At 66.7% G+C, this 17,004-nt stretch carries 14 protein-coding genes; 4 read left to right on the forward strand and 10 right to left on the reverse strand.

Features of this window, described 5'->3' with window-relative positions; all coding sequences use genetic code 11:
• The 3 genes from ACZ9BC_RS03670 to ACZ9BC_RS03680 form a co-directional block, all read right to left on the reverse strand.
• Positions 1 to 981, reverse strand: a complete 981-nt coding sequence (locus tag ACZ9BC_RS03670) for a 1-phosphofructokinase family hexose kinase (protein ID WP_476244768.1) — start codon at positions 979 to 981, stop codon at positions 1 to 3.
• Positions 978 to 1,784: a DeoR/GlpR family DNA-binding transcription regulator gene (locus tag ACZ9BC_RS03675; protein ID WP_476244769.1), complete on the reverse strand. Its 807-nt coding sequence runs from the start codon at positions 1,782 to 1,784 to the stop codon at positions 978 to 980. Before ACZ9BC_RS03675 ends, ACZ9BC_RS03670 begins: the two co-directional genes overlap by 4 nt.
• Before the next feature lie 274 nt (positions 1,785 to 2,058).
• The gene (locus tag ACZ9BC_RS03680; protein ID WP_476244770.1) at positions 2,059 to 2,316 is read right to left on the reverse strand and encodes a DUF6458 family protein; all 258 of its coding nucleotides are present in this window, start codon (positions 2,314 to 2,316) and stop codon (positions 2,059 to 2,061) included.
• A 234-nt stretch (positions 2,317 to 2,550) separates the two neighbouring features.
• Here ACZ9BC_RS03680 and ACZ9BC_RS03685 point away from each other — a divergent pair, with 234 nt between their 5' ends.
• The 4 genes from ACZ9BC_RS03685 (at position 2,551) to ACZ9BC_RS03700 (ending at position 6,817) form a co-directional block, all read left to right on the forward strand.
• Positions 2,551 to 3,168, forward strand: coding sequence for an alpha/beta hydrolase (locus tag ACZ9BC_RS03685; protein ID WP_476244771.1), 618 nt, complete (start codon positions 2,551 to 2,553; stop codon positions 3,166 to 3,168).
• 148 nt (positions 3,169 to 3,316) lie between these two features.
• Positions 3,317 to 3,583 (forward strand): hypothetical protein, encoded by a 267-nt coding sequence (locus ACZ9BC_RS03690; RefSeq protein ID WP_476244772.1) that lies wholly within the window; start codon positions 3,317 to 3,319, stop codon positions 3,581 to 3,583.
• Between the two features lie 18 nt (positions 3,584 to 3,601).
• Positions 3,602 to 4,339, forward strand: coding sequence for an HAD family hydrolase (locus ACZ9BC_RS03695; RefSeq protein WP_476244773.1), 738 nt, complete (start codon positions 3,602 to 3,604; stop codon positions 4,337 to 4,339).
• A 132-nt stretch (positions 4,340 to 4,471) separates the two neighbouring features.
• Positions 4,472 to 6,817, forward strand: coding sequence for a glycoside hydrolase family 65 protein (locus ACZ9BC_RS03700; RefSeq protein ID WP_476244774.1), 2,346 nt, complete (start codon positions 4,472 to 4,474; stop codon positions 6,815 to 6,817).
• A gap of 58 nt (positions 6,818 to 6,875) precedes the next feature.
• Here ACZ9BC_RS03700 and ACZ9BC_RS03705 read toward each other — a convergent pair whose 3' ends face one another.
• The 7 genes from ACZ9BC_RS03705 to gcvP all read right to left on the reverse strand — a co-directional run bounded on the left by ACZ9BC_RS03705 (position 6,876) and on the right by gcvP (position 17,004).
• Positions 6,876 to 8,180 (reverse strand): MFS transporter, encoded by a 1,305-nt coding sequence (locus tag ACZ9BC_RS03705; RefSeq protein ID WP_476244775.1) that lies wholly within the window; start codon positions 8,178 to 8,180, stop codon positions 6,876 to 6,878.
• 56 nt (positions 8,181 to 8,236) lie between these two features.
• Positions 8,237 to 9,250: a lipoyl synthase gene (lipA, locus tag ACZ9BC_RS03710; RefSeq protein WP_476244776.1), complete on the reverse strand. Its 1,014-nt coding sequence runs from the start codon at positions 9,248 to 9,250 to the stop codon at positions 8,237 to 8,239.
• A 52-nt stretch (positions 9,251 to 9,302) separates the two neighbouring features.
• Positions 9,303 to 10,745: an L-serine ammonia-lyase gene (locus ACZ9BC_RS03715; RefSeq protein WP_476244777.1), complete on the reverse strand. Its 1,443-nt coding sequence runs from the start codon at positions 10,743 to 10,745 to the stop codon at positions 9,303 to 9,305.
• A 309-nt stretch (positions 10,746 to 11,054) separates the two neighbouring features.
• Positions 11,055 to 12,380, reverse strand: coding sequence for a serine hydroxymethyltransferase (gene glyA, locus ACZ9BC_RS03720; protein ID WP_476244778.1), 1,326 nt, complete (start codon positions 12,378 to 12,380; stop codon positions 11,055 to 11,057).
• Positions 12,377 to 12,760, reverse strand: coding sequence for a glycine cleavage system protein GcvH (gene gcvH / locus ACZ9BC_RS03725; RefSeq protein WP_275730844.1), 384 nt, complete (start codon positions 12,758 to 12,760; stop codon positions 12,377 to 12,379). Before gcvH ends, glyA begins: the two co-directional genes overlap by 4 nt.
• A gap of 211 nt (positions 12,761 to 12,971) precedes the next feature.
• A complete protein-coding gene (gene gcvT / locus ACZ9BC_RS03730; protein ID WP_476244779.1) occupies positions 12,972 to 14,120 on the reverse strand; it encodes a glycine cleavage system aminomethyltransferase GcvT in 1,149 nt (382 codons plus the stop codon).
• Position 14,121: 1 nt separating this feature from the next.
• Entirely contained in the window at positions 14,122 to 17,004 is a 2,883-nt protein-coding gene (gcvP, locus tag ACZ9BC_RS03735) for an aminomethyl-transferring glycine dehydrogenase (RefSeq protein WP_476244780.1), read from the reverse strand.

A 17,004-nucleotide genomic window follows, 5' to 3' on the forward strand; every position in this document is an offset into this window, starting at 1 on the left:
TCAATCCTTTCGAAGGGCCGTGATGGTTACGGCATCCGGGGTGGTTTGGTGAACTGCCGGAACAGTGGAACCGGGCAGGGAGGCGGCAGCGGCACCGTGGGCCACTGCCTGGCGAAGGCAGTCGGCCGGGGCGGCGCCCTGGCCGTGGGCGAGCAGATAACCGGCCAGCGCGGAATCGCCCGCGCCCACCGTACTGACCGCGGCGACCGGCGGATGCGTGGCCAGCCACGCGCCGTCGGCCGTTACCAGCACAGCTCCCTTGGATCCGAGAGTTGCCAGCACAGCACCCACACCGGTACGTACGACGGCGGCGGCGGCTGCCGCTGCAGCCGCCGGATCCGCTTCCAGTTCGTCAGCGGTGGCCGGGGCAAAGCCGGCCGCGGCGGCCAGTTCTGCCAGTTCTTCGGCGTTGGGCTTCAGGAGGTCCGGCATGCCGGCCGCCCCGCCAGTGAGGGCGGCGGCGAGCGGCTGTCCGGATGAGTCGACGGCGATGCGCGGGGCGGCGCCGTCTGCGGAGGAACGGAGGCGCTGGGCCGCCGTTGCGTAGAAATCTGCGGGGAAGCCCGGCGGCAGGGAGCCGGCCATGACCACCCAGCTGGCGCCGCGGGAGCTTTCCAGCAGCAGCTTGATCAGGGCTTCCTGCTGGTTTTCGTCCAGCAGGGGGCCCGGCTCGTTGATCTTGGTGGTCACGCCGCCGGGCTCGGTGAGCGCAACGTTGGTCCGCAGCGGCTCGCCGATGGGCAGGGAGACGAAGGGCACCGCGCTCTCCCGGAGGCCGGCGAGGACCGGATCGCTGTCGGCACCGGGAAGGACCGCCACCGACTCCAGGCCGGAGGCCACCAGGGCGCGGGAGACGTTGACGCCCTTGCCGCCGGATTCCTGGCTGACGGAGACGGCGCGCTGCACCTCACCGCGTTCGAGGGGCCCGGGAAGGGCGACGGTGCGGTCCAGGCTGGGGTTGGCCGTGAAGGTGACGATCATGCGATCACCACATCGACGCCGGCCTCTTCCAGGGCGGCTGCAAGTTCAGGTCCGGGTTCGCTGTCTGTAATCAAGGTGTCCAGATCTTTCAGGGAGGCGAACTGGACCAGGGTTTCCGTGTCCAGCTTGGTGGAATCGGCCAGCACCACAATGCGGCGTGCCGATTGGACGAAGGCTGCCTTGACGGCGGCTTCTTCAGGATCGGGGGTGCTGAGGCCGAAGCCTGCGTGGATGCCGTTGGTCCCCACGAAGGCGATGTCCGGGCGGATTCTTCCCGCGGCGTCAACCGTTGCCTGGCCCACGGCTACCTGGGTGATGCCGCGGACCCGGCCGCCCAGGATGTGCAGGGCAATCCCGGGAACACTGGAGAGCTTCCCGGCGATGGGCACGGCATGGGTGATGGCCACCAGTTCGGGCCGTGGCCCGGCACCATCGGAATGTTCGACGGCGGTGCGCCGGGCGAGCATGTCCGCCAGGACTTCCGTGGTGGTGCCGCCGTCGATCAGGACGCTGCCGGGGGAGTTGCGTGGGATGAGGGCCAGGGCGGCTTCGGCAATCCGGACCTTTTGGTCGGGCCGCTGGATGGCGCGCTCGTTGACGCTTTCCTCGGTGGTGCTGAAGCGGTCGGCCGCCACGGCGCCGCCATGGACCCGGCGGACGGTTCCGGCGTTTTCGAGGGTGGCAAGGTCCCGGCGGACGGTTTCGGTAGTGATGCGGAAGCGCTCGGCCAGGAGGGTCACGCTGACCCGGCCGCTGCCGGCAACAAGCTCGGCAATCTTTTGCTGGCGCTCCTCGGCGAACACGTACCCTCCGTTGCGTAGTGGCTGGGATTGCGGTGACTACTCGGCGTGACTGGCATCACATGATGTTGAGTTACTTGACTTTATCTTTGATTCTGTTGGTTTGTCAATGGAAACCAACACGAAACAAAATGCCTGCTGATTCTGGAGTGCTGAGTGCGGCCACGGAGCAAGCGAAAAGCCGGGCCGGACCATGGTGGTCCGGCCCGGCTTTCGGGCTTGGGGGCACGTCGTGCCTGGTCACTCCTGCAGCGCTCTCCCGGCGCTTCCGGCCCGGCTAGATTTCGCCGTCCCTGCTTTCGTTGCGCGTGATGCGCTCGCCAGTGTTGGGGTCCACCACGGAGCGGGTTTCGCTGACGCGCCTGCTGCGGCCCGGGGAGGCGAGAATGAGTGAGGCGATAAGCCCGATAACGCCCACGGCCATCAGGATGTAGCCCACCAGGACCTGGTCCACAAAGGGGATAAGTCCTGGGGCCACGGCCCAGGCGAGGATGGCGCCCAGGGCGATGAGGAAGATTGACGATCCGATTCTCATAACGTGCTCCTTTATAGGCCGCGGAAAGTGCGGCGCCGGTAGGGCATTGTTGGAACGGTATTGCCTGCGTATCAACTGCTCAGCATGCTGCTGTTAGGCGCCACGCTACAGCCCGGAGTTGCCGGATTCAATGACCCGCGCGGTGCTCCGGCAGCGGAAAGGCCTGGTGCAGGAGGGAAAGCAGTGACGCAAGGGCTTTGTCCCGGGGGTCACCGGCATCGCTAGGCTGGGCGGATGGAAACAGTTGTGTGGTCCAAGCCGGAGAACCAGCGCGCAGGAACTCCGCTGCTGGTGATGATGCACGGTTACGGCACCGACGAGTCCCGCATGGTCCGCCTCTTCGATTACCTGCCTGCGGAATTCACCTTCGCCGCGCTGAGGGCGCCGATGCCCATCGGCGACCACTATGGCTGGTTCCTGCTGGACTACTTCCTGGCCAATGATTTCGCCGACGTCATCACCATCACCAGCAAGGTTCACGGCTGGATCAGGTCCGTCAGGGACCAGCACACCAGTGTCAGCCTGATGGGATATTCGCAGGGGATGGCCATGGCGAGCACGCTCCTGCGGTTGCATCCGCAGGAGTACAAAGCAGTGGTGGGGCTGTCCGGCTTCGTTTTGGACAACGAGCTCCTGGCGCTGACCGACTCATTTGATCCCAAGCCGCCGTTCTTCTGGGGCCGCGACAAGGCGGACCTGGTGATCAATGAAGAAGCCATCGCCCACACCGCTGACTGGCTTGAGAAGAACACCCTCCTGACCGCCCGGACCTACCCTGGCATGGGGCATGCCATGTCCAAGGCCGAGATGGTGGACGTCAGCGCGTTCCTCAGGCACTACGCCCTGCGCTAGGGGCTGCCCGCCTCCGAGATTTCCGTCACATTGGCGCGCCAGGCCGGCGGGTCGAAAAAACAGTTGCCAGCCAAATTTGTAAGCGCTTACACTCATCTTCGGCCGTAACAGCGCGGCCCTGAACTGGGCGGACGAGGAGGCCAGTGACATGCAGGCACCATGCCGCGGCCGCAACACCTGCGCCGGCCGTCCCGCTGCAGGCACTCTCCTGCACGACACCGGCCGGGCAGGGCTTGCCCGCCGGGTTGTTCCGTGGGGCCAACAGCCCCATCATGGAAGAAGTATCTGGATTAGCCGGCCCCCGCGCGCCGCAGCTTCTTACGCCGGCAGCCGCCCGCCGCACGTGCAGATCACCCCGGGCACCGAAGCCAACACTTACGCCACCAACCCGTCTTCACGGCTGCCCGCCGTCTGAAAGGACAATGTACTGCTGATGACTGCACCTTCCGCAACCGAGACCGCCGCCTGGACCGGGGCTTCCGCCATCCTGTTCGACCTGGATGGAGTCCTCACACCCACTGCAACCGTGCATGAGCAGGCATGGCAGGAACTGTTTGAGGGCTACCTTGCCTCACAGCCTCAGGTGCCCGGCTACAGCGAAAGCGACTACTTCGACCACATCGATGGTAAGCCGCGCTTCGACGGTGTCCGCGACTTCCTGGCGTCCCGCGGAATCGTGCTTCCCGAAGGCCCTTTGGATGACGACCCCGCGAACTCCACGGTCCAGGGCCTGGGCAACCGTAAAAACCGGATCTTCAACGACATCGTGAGCGCCGGCGTGGAACCGTTCGAGGGCTCAGTGCGTTTCCTCAAAGCCGCGCTGGACCGCGGCCTGAAGGTCGCCGTCGTCTCCTCCTCCCGCAATGCCCCCGCGGTCCTCGAAGCTGCCGGCCTGAGCCACCACTTCGCCGTCGTAGTGGACGGTGTGGTGGCTGCGAAGGAAGGGCTGCCCGGAAAACCCAGTCCGGCCACCTACGACTATGCCGCCCGGTTGCTGGAGTTGCCCAGCGAGGAGTGCGTGGTAGTGGAGGATGCCGTGTCCGGCGTGCAGGCCGGCCAGGCCGGATCCTTCTATTCCGTCATCGGAGTGGACCGTGGCGCCGGACGGCAAACCCTCCTGGACGCCGGGGCAACCCTGGTGGTCAGCGACCTCCAGGAACTCCTGCCGTAGCCCGCCCGCCGCCTTCCCCCGGGCGGCACCGCTTGCCACCCCCGGCAGCGGCAATCCAAGCACCTCCCTCCCTACGAATACACTGTGCCGGCCGTGCCGGTTGTACAGCACACGCCTAAGGATCCCAACACCATGGCCATCATCACCGCGGACCGCGAGCGGTTCCCGAACACCCCTTGGCAGCTTGTGGAAACACGCCACGAGCCGGGTGACGCCGGGACCCTGGAGACGCTTTTTTCCCTGGGCAACGGGCACCTGGGCATCCGCGGTGCCCACTGGGCTGCCGCCGACTCCGACCTGCCGGGCAGCTTTATCAACGGCCTGCACGAGATCTGGGACATCAAGCACGCCGAGAACGCTTTTGGTTTCGCCAGGACGGGCCAGCGCATCCTGTACATCCCGGACGCCAACAACTTCACGGTGATCATTGACGGCGAGACCCTGAGCCTTGCCGAATCCGAGGTGCTGGACTACCGCCGCTCCGTTGATTTCGCCACCGGAACCTACGAGTGCCGGATCACCTGGCAGTGCCGCTCCGGCGCCACCGTGACCACTACGGAACGCAGGGCCCTGGGCTTCGCTTCCCGGGGCAGCCTGGGTATTTCGCTCCAGGTGGCCGCCGACCGCGACGTTGCGCTGGACGTGACGTCATCCGTCATCAACCGCCAGGACCAGCCGGTGGAGGACCACTCCGTGCACGATCCCCGCCGGGCCGGCCGCCACGCCGGCCGGGTGCTGCTGCCGCTGCGGCTCGACGGCGGCGACGGCTCGCTGCGCCTGGCCTGGGAAGCTGCCGAATCAAAACAGCGCGTGGGCATCGCCGTGGACCACTGGACCTCGGCCGGCTACCAGCCGTTCGACACCCAGGTGGACCAGGACGACAGCAGCGTCCGCTACGTGCTGGCCGTCAGCGCGGACGAACCCTTCACGCTGGAGAAGAGCGTCAGCTATGCGGCCGGGCGGGCAATCCAGGACGCCGGAATCGACGCGGCCGAGGTGGCCGAAGCAGGCCTCCGGTCCGTCCAGGACATCTTCGCCGAGAGTGCAGCCCACTTCCGCGACTACTGGGCAACCTCGGACATTGTGGTTGACGGCGGCAGCCCGGAACTGCAGCAGGCCATCCGCTGGAACCTGTTCCAGCTGGCCCAGGCCACTGCACGTGCCGGCGTGGCCGGCATCCCCGCGAAGGGTGTCACCGGCTCCGGCTACGAGGGCCACTACTTCTGGGACCAGGAGGTTTACCTCCTGCCGTACATGACCTACACCAACCCGGAGGGCGCCCGCCAGGTCCTGGAGTTCCGCCACGGCATGCTTCCCGAGGCCAGGATCCGCGCCAAGGAGCTCAGCGTGGACGGCGCACTGTTCCCCTGGCGCACCATCAACGGGCTGGAGGCCAGCGCCTACTACGCAGCCGGCACGGCACAGTTCCACATTGCCGCAGCCATCGCCTTCGCCACGAACAGGTATCTCTGGGCTACCGGGGACATCGCGTTCCGTGACGGGATGGGCGCCGAACTGCTGATCGAAACCGCACGCATGTGGATCTCGCTGGGCTTCTTCGGCAAGGACGGGCTCTTCCACATCCACGGCGTCACCGGCCCGGACGAGTACACCGCCGTGGTCAACGACAACCTCTACACGAACGTCATGGCCCGCTTTAACCTCCGCGCTGCTGCCGCTCTGGAGCATGCCGGCGTCACCCAGGAAGAACGGCAGCTGTGGGAGGCCGCGGCCAACCTGATGCAGCTGCCGTACGATGACCGCATGCAGGTCCACTCCCAGGACAACGACTTCATGACCCTCGAAGCCTGGGACTGGACCACACCGCGGTCCAAATACCCGCTGCTGCTGCACTTCCACCCGCTGGTGATCTACCGCCACCAGGTCCTCAAGCAGGCTGACACCGTCCTGGCGATGTTCCTGCAGTGGCAGGACTTCACCGCGGAGGAAAAGCAGCGGGCGTTCGACTTCTACGACCCCATCACCACGGGCGATTCCACCCTCTCCGCCTGCGTGCAGGGCATCATGGCCGCCGAGGTGGGGTACTCCAAGGAAGCACTGGACCACTTCACCAATGCCGTGTTCATCGACCTTGATGACACCCACGGCAACACCATCGACGGGGTGCACATCGCCTCCACTGGCGGGGTGTGGAGCTCGCTCGTCTGCGGCTTTGCCGGCCTCCGCGACCAGGGGCCGATGCCCTACTTTGACCCGCGCCTGCCGGCCGAGTGGAACGGGCTGACCTTCCACCTCAAGATCCGGGGCAGGCTGCTGCTGGTGCAGCTCGCGTCCGGTTCGCTGACGCTGACAGTCCAGGACGGCGAAACCCTCGAGGTGGATGTCCGCGGCCAGCGGCTGTCTGTTGGGGCCGAGCCGGTCCGGGTGGCACTTGAGCCCGTCATTGAACCGGAGCCCACGGTCTTCCCGAGCGGACTTCCGACGGCGAGCATCCCGGTGGTGCGCGGCCACAGCTGAGCCGCTGCCCATCCCAGCGCGGGCTAAGCAGGGGAGGAGGCGGCGGCTGGCCGCCGCCTCACTCTCCTGCCGCCGTCGTCCGTTCCACCTCGGGTGACCGGTCCATGGGGTGGGCCAGTTCGTCGTCGGGCATCCTTGCCACTGCCATGGCGACCACCGCCATGACGGGGCAGACGCCTCCGGCCAGCAGGAAGATCAGCCAGATGGGCAGGACCTCCGCCGCGGGGCCGGCCAGGGCCATGGACACCGGCATCAGGGCGAGCGACACGAAGAAGTCCAGGCTGGAAACCCTGCCCAGCAGGTGGGGCGGAACGCGCCGCTGGAGCAGCGTGCCCCAGATGACCATGCCCACGCTGCCGGTCACGCCCCACACAAACAGGGCTGCGGCCATGACCCAGAAATTGTCCATGAGGCCGACGGCCGCCAGCGGCATGCTGCCGATTCCCCAAGACACCATCATCACTGTGAGGTAGCGCCGCGGCAGCCGAAGCGACGCCGTGACGAGGGAGCCTGCTGCCGCGCCGACGCCCATGACGGCCAGGAGGAATCCGAACATGCTGGAGTCGCCGCCCAGCTGGTCGCGCACCACGAACGGGAGCAGCACCTCGATGGGGCCGATCAGGAACAGCACGGAGATGCACGCCCAGATCAGGGTCCACAGCAGCCACGGCGTGCGCAGGGTGTAGCTGACGCCCTCGCGAAGGTCATTCAAGAAAGACTGTTTCCGGTGCTCCCCGGGGGTCTGTCCATGCCCGCTGTGCTGCGCGGCCAGGGTATGGCGGCCCAGGAAGTTCAGCACGATGAATGCCAGCAGGTGGCACATGGCCACACCCGCCACCGCATGCGACGGCGAGAGGGCGGCCACCAGGATGCCCGCCACGGCAGGGCCTGCCGCCTGCTGGAGGACCGGCCGCATGGTGCCTTCCATGCCGTTGGCTGCCAGCAGGTCCTCAGCAGGGAGGATGCGCGGCAGGATGGCCGAATAGGCGGGGAAGAAGAAGGCTGCGCCGACGCCCAGGACGAACGCGCCCGCCGCAACATGCCACAGCTGCAGCCAACCGGTTATCGCCAGTCCGCTGATGGTTGCGATAACCGCCAGGTTGGCGCCTTCGACGGCGATGATCAGCTGGCGCTGCGGGATCCGGTCGGCTGCGATGCCGCCGGCCAGGACGAACGCCACCAGGCCGATGCTGCCGGCGGCCGCCACCATGGAGAGTTCAAGCGGTCCGCCGCCCAGGTGGATCACCTGGTAAACCATGGCCACGGCCCACATGCCCGAGCCGAAGATGGAAATGGCCAGCGCTGCGATCAGGACCCGGTACTCACGGTGGGCAAAGGGGCGCAGGGCCTTGGGGGCGGGCATGGGGTTAATTCTAGGCTCTGGAGCATAGCGGGGACCGGCCGAATGCTCCCCGCATCTCAGCCCGCCAGGAGGGTGCGGGCTTCCTGGCGGGTGGTGCCGGAGTCCTGGATGCCGTCGGCGATGTGGGCGAGGGCGGCGGGGATGTCGCGGCCTTTTTTGCGCATGGCGGTGGCCCAGAGCCGGCCGGCGCGGTAGGAGGAGCGGACCAGGGGGCCGGACATGACGCCGAGGAAGCCGATCTCGTCCGCTTCCTGCTGCAGGTCCACGAATTCCTGGGGTTTGACCCAGCGGTCCACGGGCAGGTGGCGTTCGGAGGGGCGCAGGTATTGGGTGATGGTGATCAGGTCGCAGCCGGCGGCGTGCAGGTCGCGGAGGGCTTCGGAGATTTCCTCGCGGGTTTCGCCCATGCCCAGGATCAGGTTGGACTTGGTGACCATTCCCAGGTTCCGGCCCTGGGTGATGACGTCCAGGGACCGGTCGTAGCGGAACGCCGGGCGGATCCGCTTGAAGATCCGGGGCACGGTTTCGACGTTGTGCGCGAACACCTCCGGCTTCGAGTCGCAGATCGCGGCGATGTGCTCTGGTTTGCCGGAGAAGTCCGGGATGAGCAGTTCGACGCCGGTGCCGGGGTTCAGCTCGTGGATTTTGCGGACGGTTTCGGCGTAGAGCCAGACGCCTTCGTCCTCGAGGTCATCGCGGGCCACGCCGGTGACGGTGGCGTAGCGCAGCTGCATGGCCTGGACCGAGCGGGCCACCTTGGTGGGTTCGAACCGGTCCACGGGGGAGGGCTTGCCGGTGTCGATCTGGCAGAAGTCGCAGCGGCGGGTGCATTCGGAGCCGCCGATCAGGAACGTGGCTTCCTTGTCTTCCCAGCATTCGAAGATGTTGGGGCAGCCGGCTTCTTCACAGACGGTGTGCAGGCCTTCCTTTTTCACCAGGTTCTTCAGCCCGACGAACTCCGGGCCCATCTGGACCTTGGCCTTGATCCAGTCCGGCTTGCGCTCCACCGGGGTGGCCGCATTGCGCTGCTCGATCCGCAGCATCTTCCGGCCTTCAGGTGCCAGTGTCATGGTTGTTTCCTTTGTTCGTGCGGGGTTGTTGTACGTCAGCCGGCAGCGGTTGCTAGCATTCGACGACGTTGACGGCGAGGCCGCCCATGGCGGTTTCCTTGTATTTGGAGGACATGTCCTTGCCGGTTTCGCGCATGGTGATGATGACCTCGTCGAGGGAGACGCGGTGGGTGCCGTCGCCCCAGAGCGCCATTTTCGCGGCGTTGATCGCTTTCGCGGCGGCGATCGCGTTCCGTTCGATGCACGGGACCTGGACCAGCCCGCCGATCGGGTCACACGTCAGGCCCAGGTTGTGTTCCATCGCGATTTCCGCGGCGTTCTCCACCTGCGCCGGGGACCCGCCCATCACCTCGGCCAGGCCCGCGGCCGCCATCGACGACGCCGACCCCACCTCGCCCTGGCAGCCCACCTCCGCCCCGGAAATGGACGCCTGTTCCTTGTAGAGCACCCCGACGGCACCGGCTGCCAGCAGGAACTTCACCACGACGTCGTCGCGGTCCTGCTGGCCGGCGTTGTCCATGCCCGGGGCGAAATGCAGCGCGTAGAACAGCACCGCCGGGATGATCCCTGCCGCGCCGTTGGTCGGGGCGGTCACCACCCGCCCGCCGGAGGCGTTCTCCTCGTTCACGGCCAGCGCGATCAGATTCACCCACTCCTGCCAGTACTTCGGGTCATGGAAGTCCTGGTCCTGCCCCTCGCCGTCCGGGGTGCCAGGTTCCAGCCGTGAGCTTTCCTTCTTCAGCCGCTCGTACCAGTCCGGGGCCCGGCGCCGGACCTTCAGCCCGCCCGGCAGCACCCCCTCACGCTTCAACGACGTCTGAACGCAGTCCTCCATCACGGACCAGATATGCAGCAGCCCGGCCCGAATGTCCGCCTCAGTACGGGAAGCCTTCTCGTTGACCAGCATGACATCGCTGATGCCTAACCCGGTTACACGGCAGTGCTCCAGGAGCTCGGCGGCGGTGCGGAACGGCAGCGGCAGTTCCTTCTTCGACTCCTCCAGCTCCTGCTGCGCCGCGTCCTCCTCACCCTCACGGACGATGAACCCGCCACCGACCGAGAAGAACGTCGCCGTGTGCAGCACCCGACCGTCTGCGCCGGTGACGGTGAAGGTCATCCCGTTGGTGTGCCGCGGCAGCACGGTCAACGGCCGCAGCACCATGTCCTTCACCCCGTACGGCAATGCCACCGCCCCGGCCAGCTGCAGCACACCGGTCTCCGCTATCGCAGCCAGCCGGGCCTCCACCTCATCGGGCAGGATCAGCTCCGGATGGAACCCCTCCAACCCCAACAGGAGCGCGGTCATCGTCCCGTGCCCGTGACCGGTCGCGGCCAGCGACCCGTACAGGTCCACCCGCAACCCCGCCACCTCCGCCAGCGCCCCGGAAGCCTTCAACTCCTCCGCAAACACAGCAGCAGCCCGCATCGGCCCCACCGTGTGCGAGCTAGATGGTCCTATTCCAATGGAAAAAAGGTCAAAGACTCCAACAGCCATGCGCGTTTCCTAACTAAGTTCTGGGCGGGGTGGAGGTGACGGGACATCCTCTGCATGCTCGGTCGCGAAGACGCCCGCTGCGCGGACGTGACGCTCCCTTAGACGCATGCTGCCGGATGCCCCACCACCTCCGAGGGTCCGTTACCAAGGTGACGGACCCGCGAGCGTCGGCAGAGCCGGGCTTTTCGAAAGCGTGCTCCCCACCGTCTCCCTAGCCTCGCAAGCTCGGCCAGGGAACCCTGACGGCGTGGGCCCAAGCACGCGTGAAAAGTCCGGTCCGCCGTCGCGGAAGCAACCGGGACAAGCCACTCAGGCGAGGTTTGCGATGCCCGGATAGAGCGGGTGGGCTGCAGCCAGGGCCTCGACGCGGTGACGGAGCCCGGAAAGGTCCGCATCGGCGTCGGCCGTTAAGGCCTCGGCGATGATGTCCGCAACCTCGCGGAAGGCTGCTTCACCGAAGCCTCGGGTGGCCAGGGCGGGCGTTCCGATGCGCAGTCCGGATGTGACCATGGGCGGGCGGGGGTCGAAGGGGACGGCGTTGCGGTTGACCGTGATGTCGATCGCCGCGAGCCGGTCTTCGGCCTGCTGGCCGTCGAGTTCGCAGTTGCGCAGGTCTACCAGGACCAGGTGGACGTCGGTGCCGCCGGAGATCACGTTGATGCCCTTGGCGGTGACATCGGGCTGGACCAGGCGCTCGGCCAGAATGCGGGCACCGGCGAGGACGCGCTCCTGGCGTTCCTTGAACTCGGCAGACGCGGCGATCTTGAACGCCACGGCTTTGCCGGCAATGACGTGCTCGAGCGGCCCGCCCTGCTGGCCCGGGAACACTGCCGAGTTGATCTTCTTGGCCACGTCGGCATCGTTGGAGAGGATGATGCCGCCGCGCGGACCGGCGAGGGTCTTGTGCGTGGTGGACGTGGTGACGTGCGCGTGGGGTACGGGGGAGGGGTGCAGTCCGGCGGCAACGAGGCCGGCGAAGTGGGCCATGTCCACCATCAGGTAGGCGCCCACGGAGTCGGCGATGCGGCGGAATTCGGCGAAGTCCAGCTGCCGTGCGTAGGCGGACCAGCCGGCCACGATCAGCTGCGGCTTGTGCTCCTGGGCCAGGCGCTCCACCTCTGCCATGTCAATGGTGTGGGTGTCTTCGCGGACCTGGTACGGAACCACGTTGTAGAGCTTGCCGGAGAAGTTAATCTTCATGCCATGGGTGAGGTGCCCGCCGTGGGCCAGGTTCAGGCCCATGATGGTGTCGCCCGGCTTGATCAGCGCGTGCATGACTGACGCGTTCGCCTGGGCGCCGGAGTGCGGCTGGACGTTCGCGTACTCGGCGCCGAAAAGGGCCTTGACGCGGTCGATCGCCAACTGCTCGATCACGTCCACGTGTTCGCAGCCGCCGTAGTAGCGCTTGCCGGGGTAACCCTCGGCGTACTTGTTGGTCAGCACCGAGCCCTGCGCCTGCATGACAGCAGCGGCCGTGTGGTTCTCGGACGCGATCATTTCCAGGCCGTCGCGCTGGCGGCCCAGTTCGTCGTCGATCTTTGCTGCGATCTCCGGGTCCAGCGTGGACAGGTCCGCGTCCAGGGACGGGGAAATGACCTGCTCGAAAGCTGCCGTTACGGCAGCGGCGCCGCTCACAGCTCGCCGCCGTTGGCTGCGGCGTACTCTTCGGCGGACATGAGCGGGCCTTCTTCAGTGACCGCCACCTTGAAGAGCCAGCCGGCGCCATAAGGATCGGTGTTGATGAGGGCGGGGTCCGAGACGACGCCGTCGTTGATCTCGACGACCTCGCCGGTGACCGGGGCGTAGAGGTCGGAGACAGACTTGGTGGATTCCACTTCGCCGCAGGTTTCGCCGGCAGTAACCGTGGATCCCACCTCGGGGAGGTCCACGTACACAATGTCACCAAGGGCGTCGGCAGCGACAGCGGAGATTCCGACCCCCGTGGGCCCGGACCCGTCACCAGCAACCCATTCGTGCTCGGCGGAGTACTTCAGTTCAGCAACAACTTTGCTCATGTGTAGTTCCTTTTTTTGGAGTGTGAAAAGTGCGAGAGCGTTTGGTTTAGCCCTGCGAAAGGTGAGAGAGCGTTGGCTCAAACCCTGCGAAAGGTGAGAGAGCGTCGGAGGGCCGGCGGAGCCGGGTTTTTCGAAAGCGTGCGTCAAAGCGACGAAGGAGCAGCACGCGTGAAAAGTCCGGTCCGCCGGACCGGACCCGGCCCCGAGAGGGCTACTTGTCGCGCTTGTAGAACGGGAGTTCAACTACCTCGAATTGCTCTGCCTTGCCGCGGAGGTCGATGTCCAGGACGGTGCCGGGGGTGGCGAACTCGACGTCGACGTAGGCCATGGCCACGGGGTAGCCGAGCGTCGGGCTGGGCTGGCCGGAGGTGACCTCGCCCACCAGGGTGCCGTCCTTGAGGACGGGATAGTGGGCGCGGGCGGCGCGGCGGCCGGTTCCCTTGAGGCCCACCAGCTTTTGGCCCACCGTTGATCCGAAGCCGGCAGCCTTGATCGATGCCAGCGCCTCCTTGCCCACGAAGTCGCTCTCCTTGGCGAGCGACACAACGGGGCCGAGGCCCGCGGCGTAGGCGTTCACGTGGCGGGACAACTCGTTCCCGTACAGCGGCATGCCCGCTTCAAGGCGGAGCGAGTCGCGGGCGGCGAGGCCGGCGGGGATCAGGCCGGAGCCTTCACCTGCTTCCAGCAGCGCGTCCCAGAGCCCGGCCGCGTCCAGGTTGCCAATGTAGATCTCGAAGCCGTCCTCGCCGGTGTACCCGGTACGGGCCACAAGGAGATCCTGGACAGCGCCGTTGACGCTGATGCCCACCTCAACGGCGGCGTAGTACTTGAGCTCCGTGACCAGCGGGTGCTGGTGCGCCGGGACGAGCTTCAGCAGGATTTCTTCGGCCGCCGGCCCCTGGACTGCGATCAGCGAAGTTTCGGCAGAGGCGTCCTCGACGGCGACTTCGAAGTCCGCCGCCCGCTCCAGGAGCGCCCTGGCCACGACGGCGGCATTGCCCGCGTTGGGAACCACCAGGTACTGGTCCACGCCTTCCTCCGGAGAAGGGCGGCGATAGGAGATGAGGTCGTCAATGATGCCGCCGTCGGCGTCGCAGATCAGCGAGTACTTCGCCTTGCCGACGGCAACCGCGGAGAGTTTTCCGGCCAGGGCGTAGTCCAGGAACGCGGCGGCGTCGGGACCGGTCACCCAGACTTCACCCATGTGGGAGAGGTCGAACAACCCGGCAGCATTGCGGACCGCGTGGTGTTCCGCCAGCTCTGATGCGTACTTGAGCGGCATCTGCCAGCCACCGAAGTCCGTGAAGGAGGCGCCGGCTTTTTTGTGCTGCTCGAACAGGGCAGTGTATTTCTCGGTCATGTCAGTCTTCCGATCCGGTGGTTGAGCCTGTCGAAACCTCGAAGTCTTCGAGCGGCGGGCAGGAGCAGACGAGGTTGCGGTCCCCGGCTGCGCCGTCGATCCGGCCGACGGGCGGGAAGTACTTGTCCTGCCGCAGTGCAGGGACAGGGAAGGCGGCCTGCTCGCGCGGGTAGGCGCGGTCCCAGTCAGAGCTGACGACGGCCGCTGCCGTGTGGGGTGCGTTGCGCAGCGGCGAGTTTTCCAGGGTGAAGTCCCCGGCGGCCACCTGATCGATTTCGGTGCGGATAGTGATCATCGCGTCGATGAAGCGGTCGATCTCGGCCAGGTCCTCGGACTCTGTGGGTTCCACCATCAGCGTCCCGGCTACCGGGAAGGCGAGGGTGGGGGCGTGGAAGCCGAAGTCGATAAGCCGCTTGGCCACGTCCTCGGCGGTGACACCCGTCTTCGCGGTCAGTTCGCGCAGGTCGAGGATGCACTCGTGCGCCACCAGCCCGCCCTCACCCGTGTACAGGATCGGGAAAAACTCGTTCAGCCGGGAAGCGACGTAATTGGCCGCCAGGAGTGCGGCCTTCGTTGCCTCGGTCAGGCCCTCGCCGCCCATCAGCTTCACGTAGGCCCACGAAATCGGCAGGACACCGGCGGAGCCGTACCGCGATGCGCTGATGGCCACGCCGTGGCCCTCCTCATGCGCGGCTTTGTTGGCGTCGCCCGGCATAAAGGGTGCCAGGTGTGCCTTGGCAGCTACGGGTCCGACGCCGGGGCCGCCGCCACCGTGCGGGATGCAGAAGGTCTTGTGCAGGTTCAGGTGGGACACGTCGCCGCCGAACTTGCCCGGCTGCGCCAGACCGACCAGGGCATTGAGGTTCGCCCCGTCGACGTAGACCTGCCCGCCCGCGGCGTGGATGGCGTCGCAGACCTCGCGGACGTCGGCGTCGTACACACCATGGGTGGAGGGGTAGGTGATCATGATGCAGGACAGGACGTCCTTGTTGGCCTCGATCTTCGCGGTCAGGTCCGCGTGGTCGATGGTTCCGTCGGCGGCGGTGGCCACCACCACAACCTTCATGCCGGCCAGGACCGCGGAGGCAGCGTTGGTGCCGTGCGCGGAGGCCGGGATCAGGCAGACATTGCGCTGGTCGTCGCCGCGGGACAGGTGGTAGCCGCGGATCGCCAGCAGCCCTGCAAGTTCACCCTGGGAACCGGCGTTGGGCTGGATGGACACCTGGTCGTAGCCGGTGATCTCCGTGAGGTCGGCTTCCAGGCCTTCAATCAGTTCGCGCCAGCCCTCAGTTTGCGAGTCGGGGGCGAACGGGTGGATTGAGGCGAATTCGGGCCAGGAGATGGCTTCCATCTCCACTGTGGCGTTCAGCTTCATGGTGCACGAACCCAGCGGGATCATGGTGCGGTCCAGCGCCAGGTCGCGGTCCGAGAGGCGGCGGATGTAACGCAGCAGCTGGGTCTCGGAGCGGTGGGTGTTGAACACCGGGTGCTGCAGGTAGCCCGAGGTGCGGAGCACCGTTCCGGGCAGCTCGTAGCCCTGTGCGTCCCCGATGGGACCGGCACCAAAGGCGACGGCAACAGCGGAAAGTGTTGCCGCCGTCGTCGTCTCATCGATGGAAACACCCACGGTGTCTTCGTCGACGAAGCGCAGGTTGATGCCCCGGGCCTCAGCCGCGGTGATGGCCTTGCGGGCCTTGCCGGGGACACGGACGGTAAGGGTGTCGAAGAAGGAGTCGCTGACGAGCTCCCGGCCCACCTTGGCGAGGGCAGTGGCGAGCACCCGGGTGTTGTTGTGGACCCGCTCGGCGATGGCCTTCAAACCGTCCGGGCCGTGGTAAACGGCGTAGAAGGAGGACACGATGGCGAGCAGCGCCTGGGCGGTGCAGATGTTCGATGTCGCCTTCTCGCGGCGGATGTGCTGCTCGCGGGTCTGCAGCGCGAGCCGGTAGGCGGGCGCGCCTGCGTTGTCCTTGGACACACCGACGATGCGGCCCGGGAGGGTACGTTCCATGCCGGTCCGGACGGCCATGTAGGCCGCGTGCGGGCCGCCGAAGAACAGCGGCACGCCAAAGCGCTGGGTGGAGCCGACGGCGATGTCGGCGCCCTGCTCACCCGGCGGGGTGATCAGGGTCAGGGCCAGGAGGTCGGCAGCGACGGTGACGAGGGCGCCGCGTTCCTTGGCTTCGGTGATGACCGCGGACTGGTCCCACACCCGGCCCGAGACTCCGGGCTGCTGCAGGACAATGCCGTTGATGTCGCCATCCGGCAAGCCCGCGGACAGGTCGGCGACCTCCACCTCGAACCCGAGCGCCTCGGCGCGGCCCTGAACGATGGCAATGGTCTGGGGAAGGCAATCGGCATCCAGGACGGTCTTGCCGTCCTTGGCGTCCTTATTCTTGTTGGCCCGGCGCATCAGCAGCACGGCCTCTGCCACGGCGGTGGCTTCGTCCAACAGCGAGGCGTTGGCGACCGGAAGCGCGGTCAGGTCCTGGACCATGGTCTGGAAGTTCAGCAGCGCCTCAAGCCGGCCCTGGGAAATTTCAGGCTGGTAGGGGGTGTAGGCCGTGTACCAGGCCGGCGCTTCCAGGACGTTGCGGCGGATGACGGCCGGGGTGACGGTGTCGTAGTAGCCCTGGCCGATCATCTGGACCGCGGTCTTGTTTTTGGCGGCGATCCGGCGCAGCTCGGCCAGGACCTCAACCTCGCTCAGTGCGTCTGCCAGCCGGAGGGCCTTGTCCTGGCGGATCGAGGCAGGAACGGCAACGTCCACGAGACCGTCCACGCTGTCGTAGCCCACGGCTTTGAGCATCGCGTCGACGTCGGCCTGGCGGCGCGCGCCGATGTGCCGGTCGGCAAAAGTCGATGGAAGGGATTGAATCGTCAT

It is taken from the genome of Pseudarthrobacter sp. TE3704, from assembly GCF_056279405.1.

Coding starts and splice junctions, on each gene's coding strand:
- ACZ9BC_RS03670 (WP_476244768.1), bottom strand. CDS start 981: ATGATCGTCACCTTCACGGCCAACCCCAGCCTGGACCGCACCGTCGCC.
- ACZ9BC_RS03680 (WP_476244770.1), bottom strand. CDS start 2,316: ATGAGAATCGGATCGTCAATCTTCCTCATCGCCCTGGGCGCCATCCTC.
- ACZ9BC_RS03685 (WP_476244771.1), top strand. CDS start 2,551: ATGGAAACAGTTGTGTGGTCCAAGCCGGAGAACCAGCGCGCAGGAACT.
- ACZ9BC_RS03690 (WP_476244772.1), top strand. CDS start 3,317: ATGCAGGCACCATGCCGCGGCCGCAACACCTGCGCCGGCCGTCCCGCT.
- ACZ9BC_RS03695 (WP_476244773.1), top strand. CDS start 3,602: ATGACTGCACCTTCCGCAACCGAGACCGCCGCCTGGACCGGGGCTTCC.
- ACZ9BC_RS03700 (WP_476244774.1), top strand. CDS start 4,472: ATGGCCATCATCACCGCGGACCGCGAGCGGTTCCCGAACACCCCTTGG.
- ACZ9BC_RS03705 (WP_476244775.1), bottom strand. CDS start 8,180: ATGCCCGCCCCCAAGGCCCTGCGCCCCTTTGCCCACCGTGAGTACCGG.
- lipA (WP_476244776.1), bottom strand. CDS start 9,250: ATGACACTGGCACCTGAAGGCCGGAAGATGCTGCGGATCGAGCAGCGC.
- ACZ9BC_RS03715 (WP_476244777.1), bottom strand. CDS start 10,745: ATGGCTGTTGGAGTCTTTGACCTTTTTTCCATTGGAATAGGACCATCT.
- gcvH (WP_275730844.1), bottom strand. CDS start 12,760: ATGAGCAAAGTTGTTGCTGAACTGAAGTACTCCGCCGAGCACGAATGG.
- gcvT (WP_476244779.1), bottom strand. CDS start 14,120: ATGACCGAGAAATACACTGCCCTGTTCGAGCAGCACAAAAAAGCCGGC.
- gcvP (WP_476244780.1), bottom strand. CDS start 17,004: ATGACGATTCAATCCCTTCCATCGACTTTTGCCGACCGGCACATCGGC.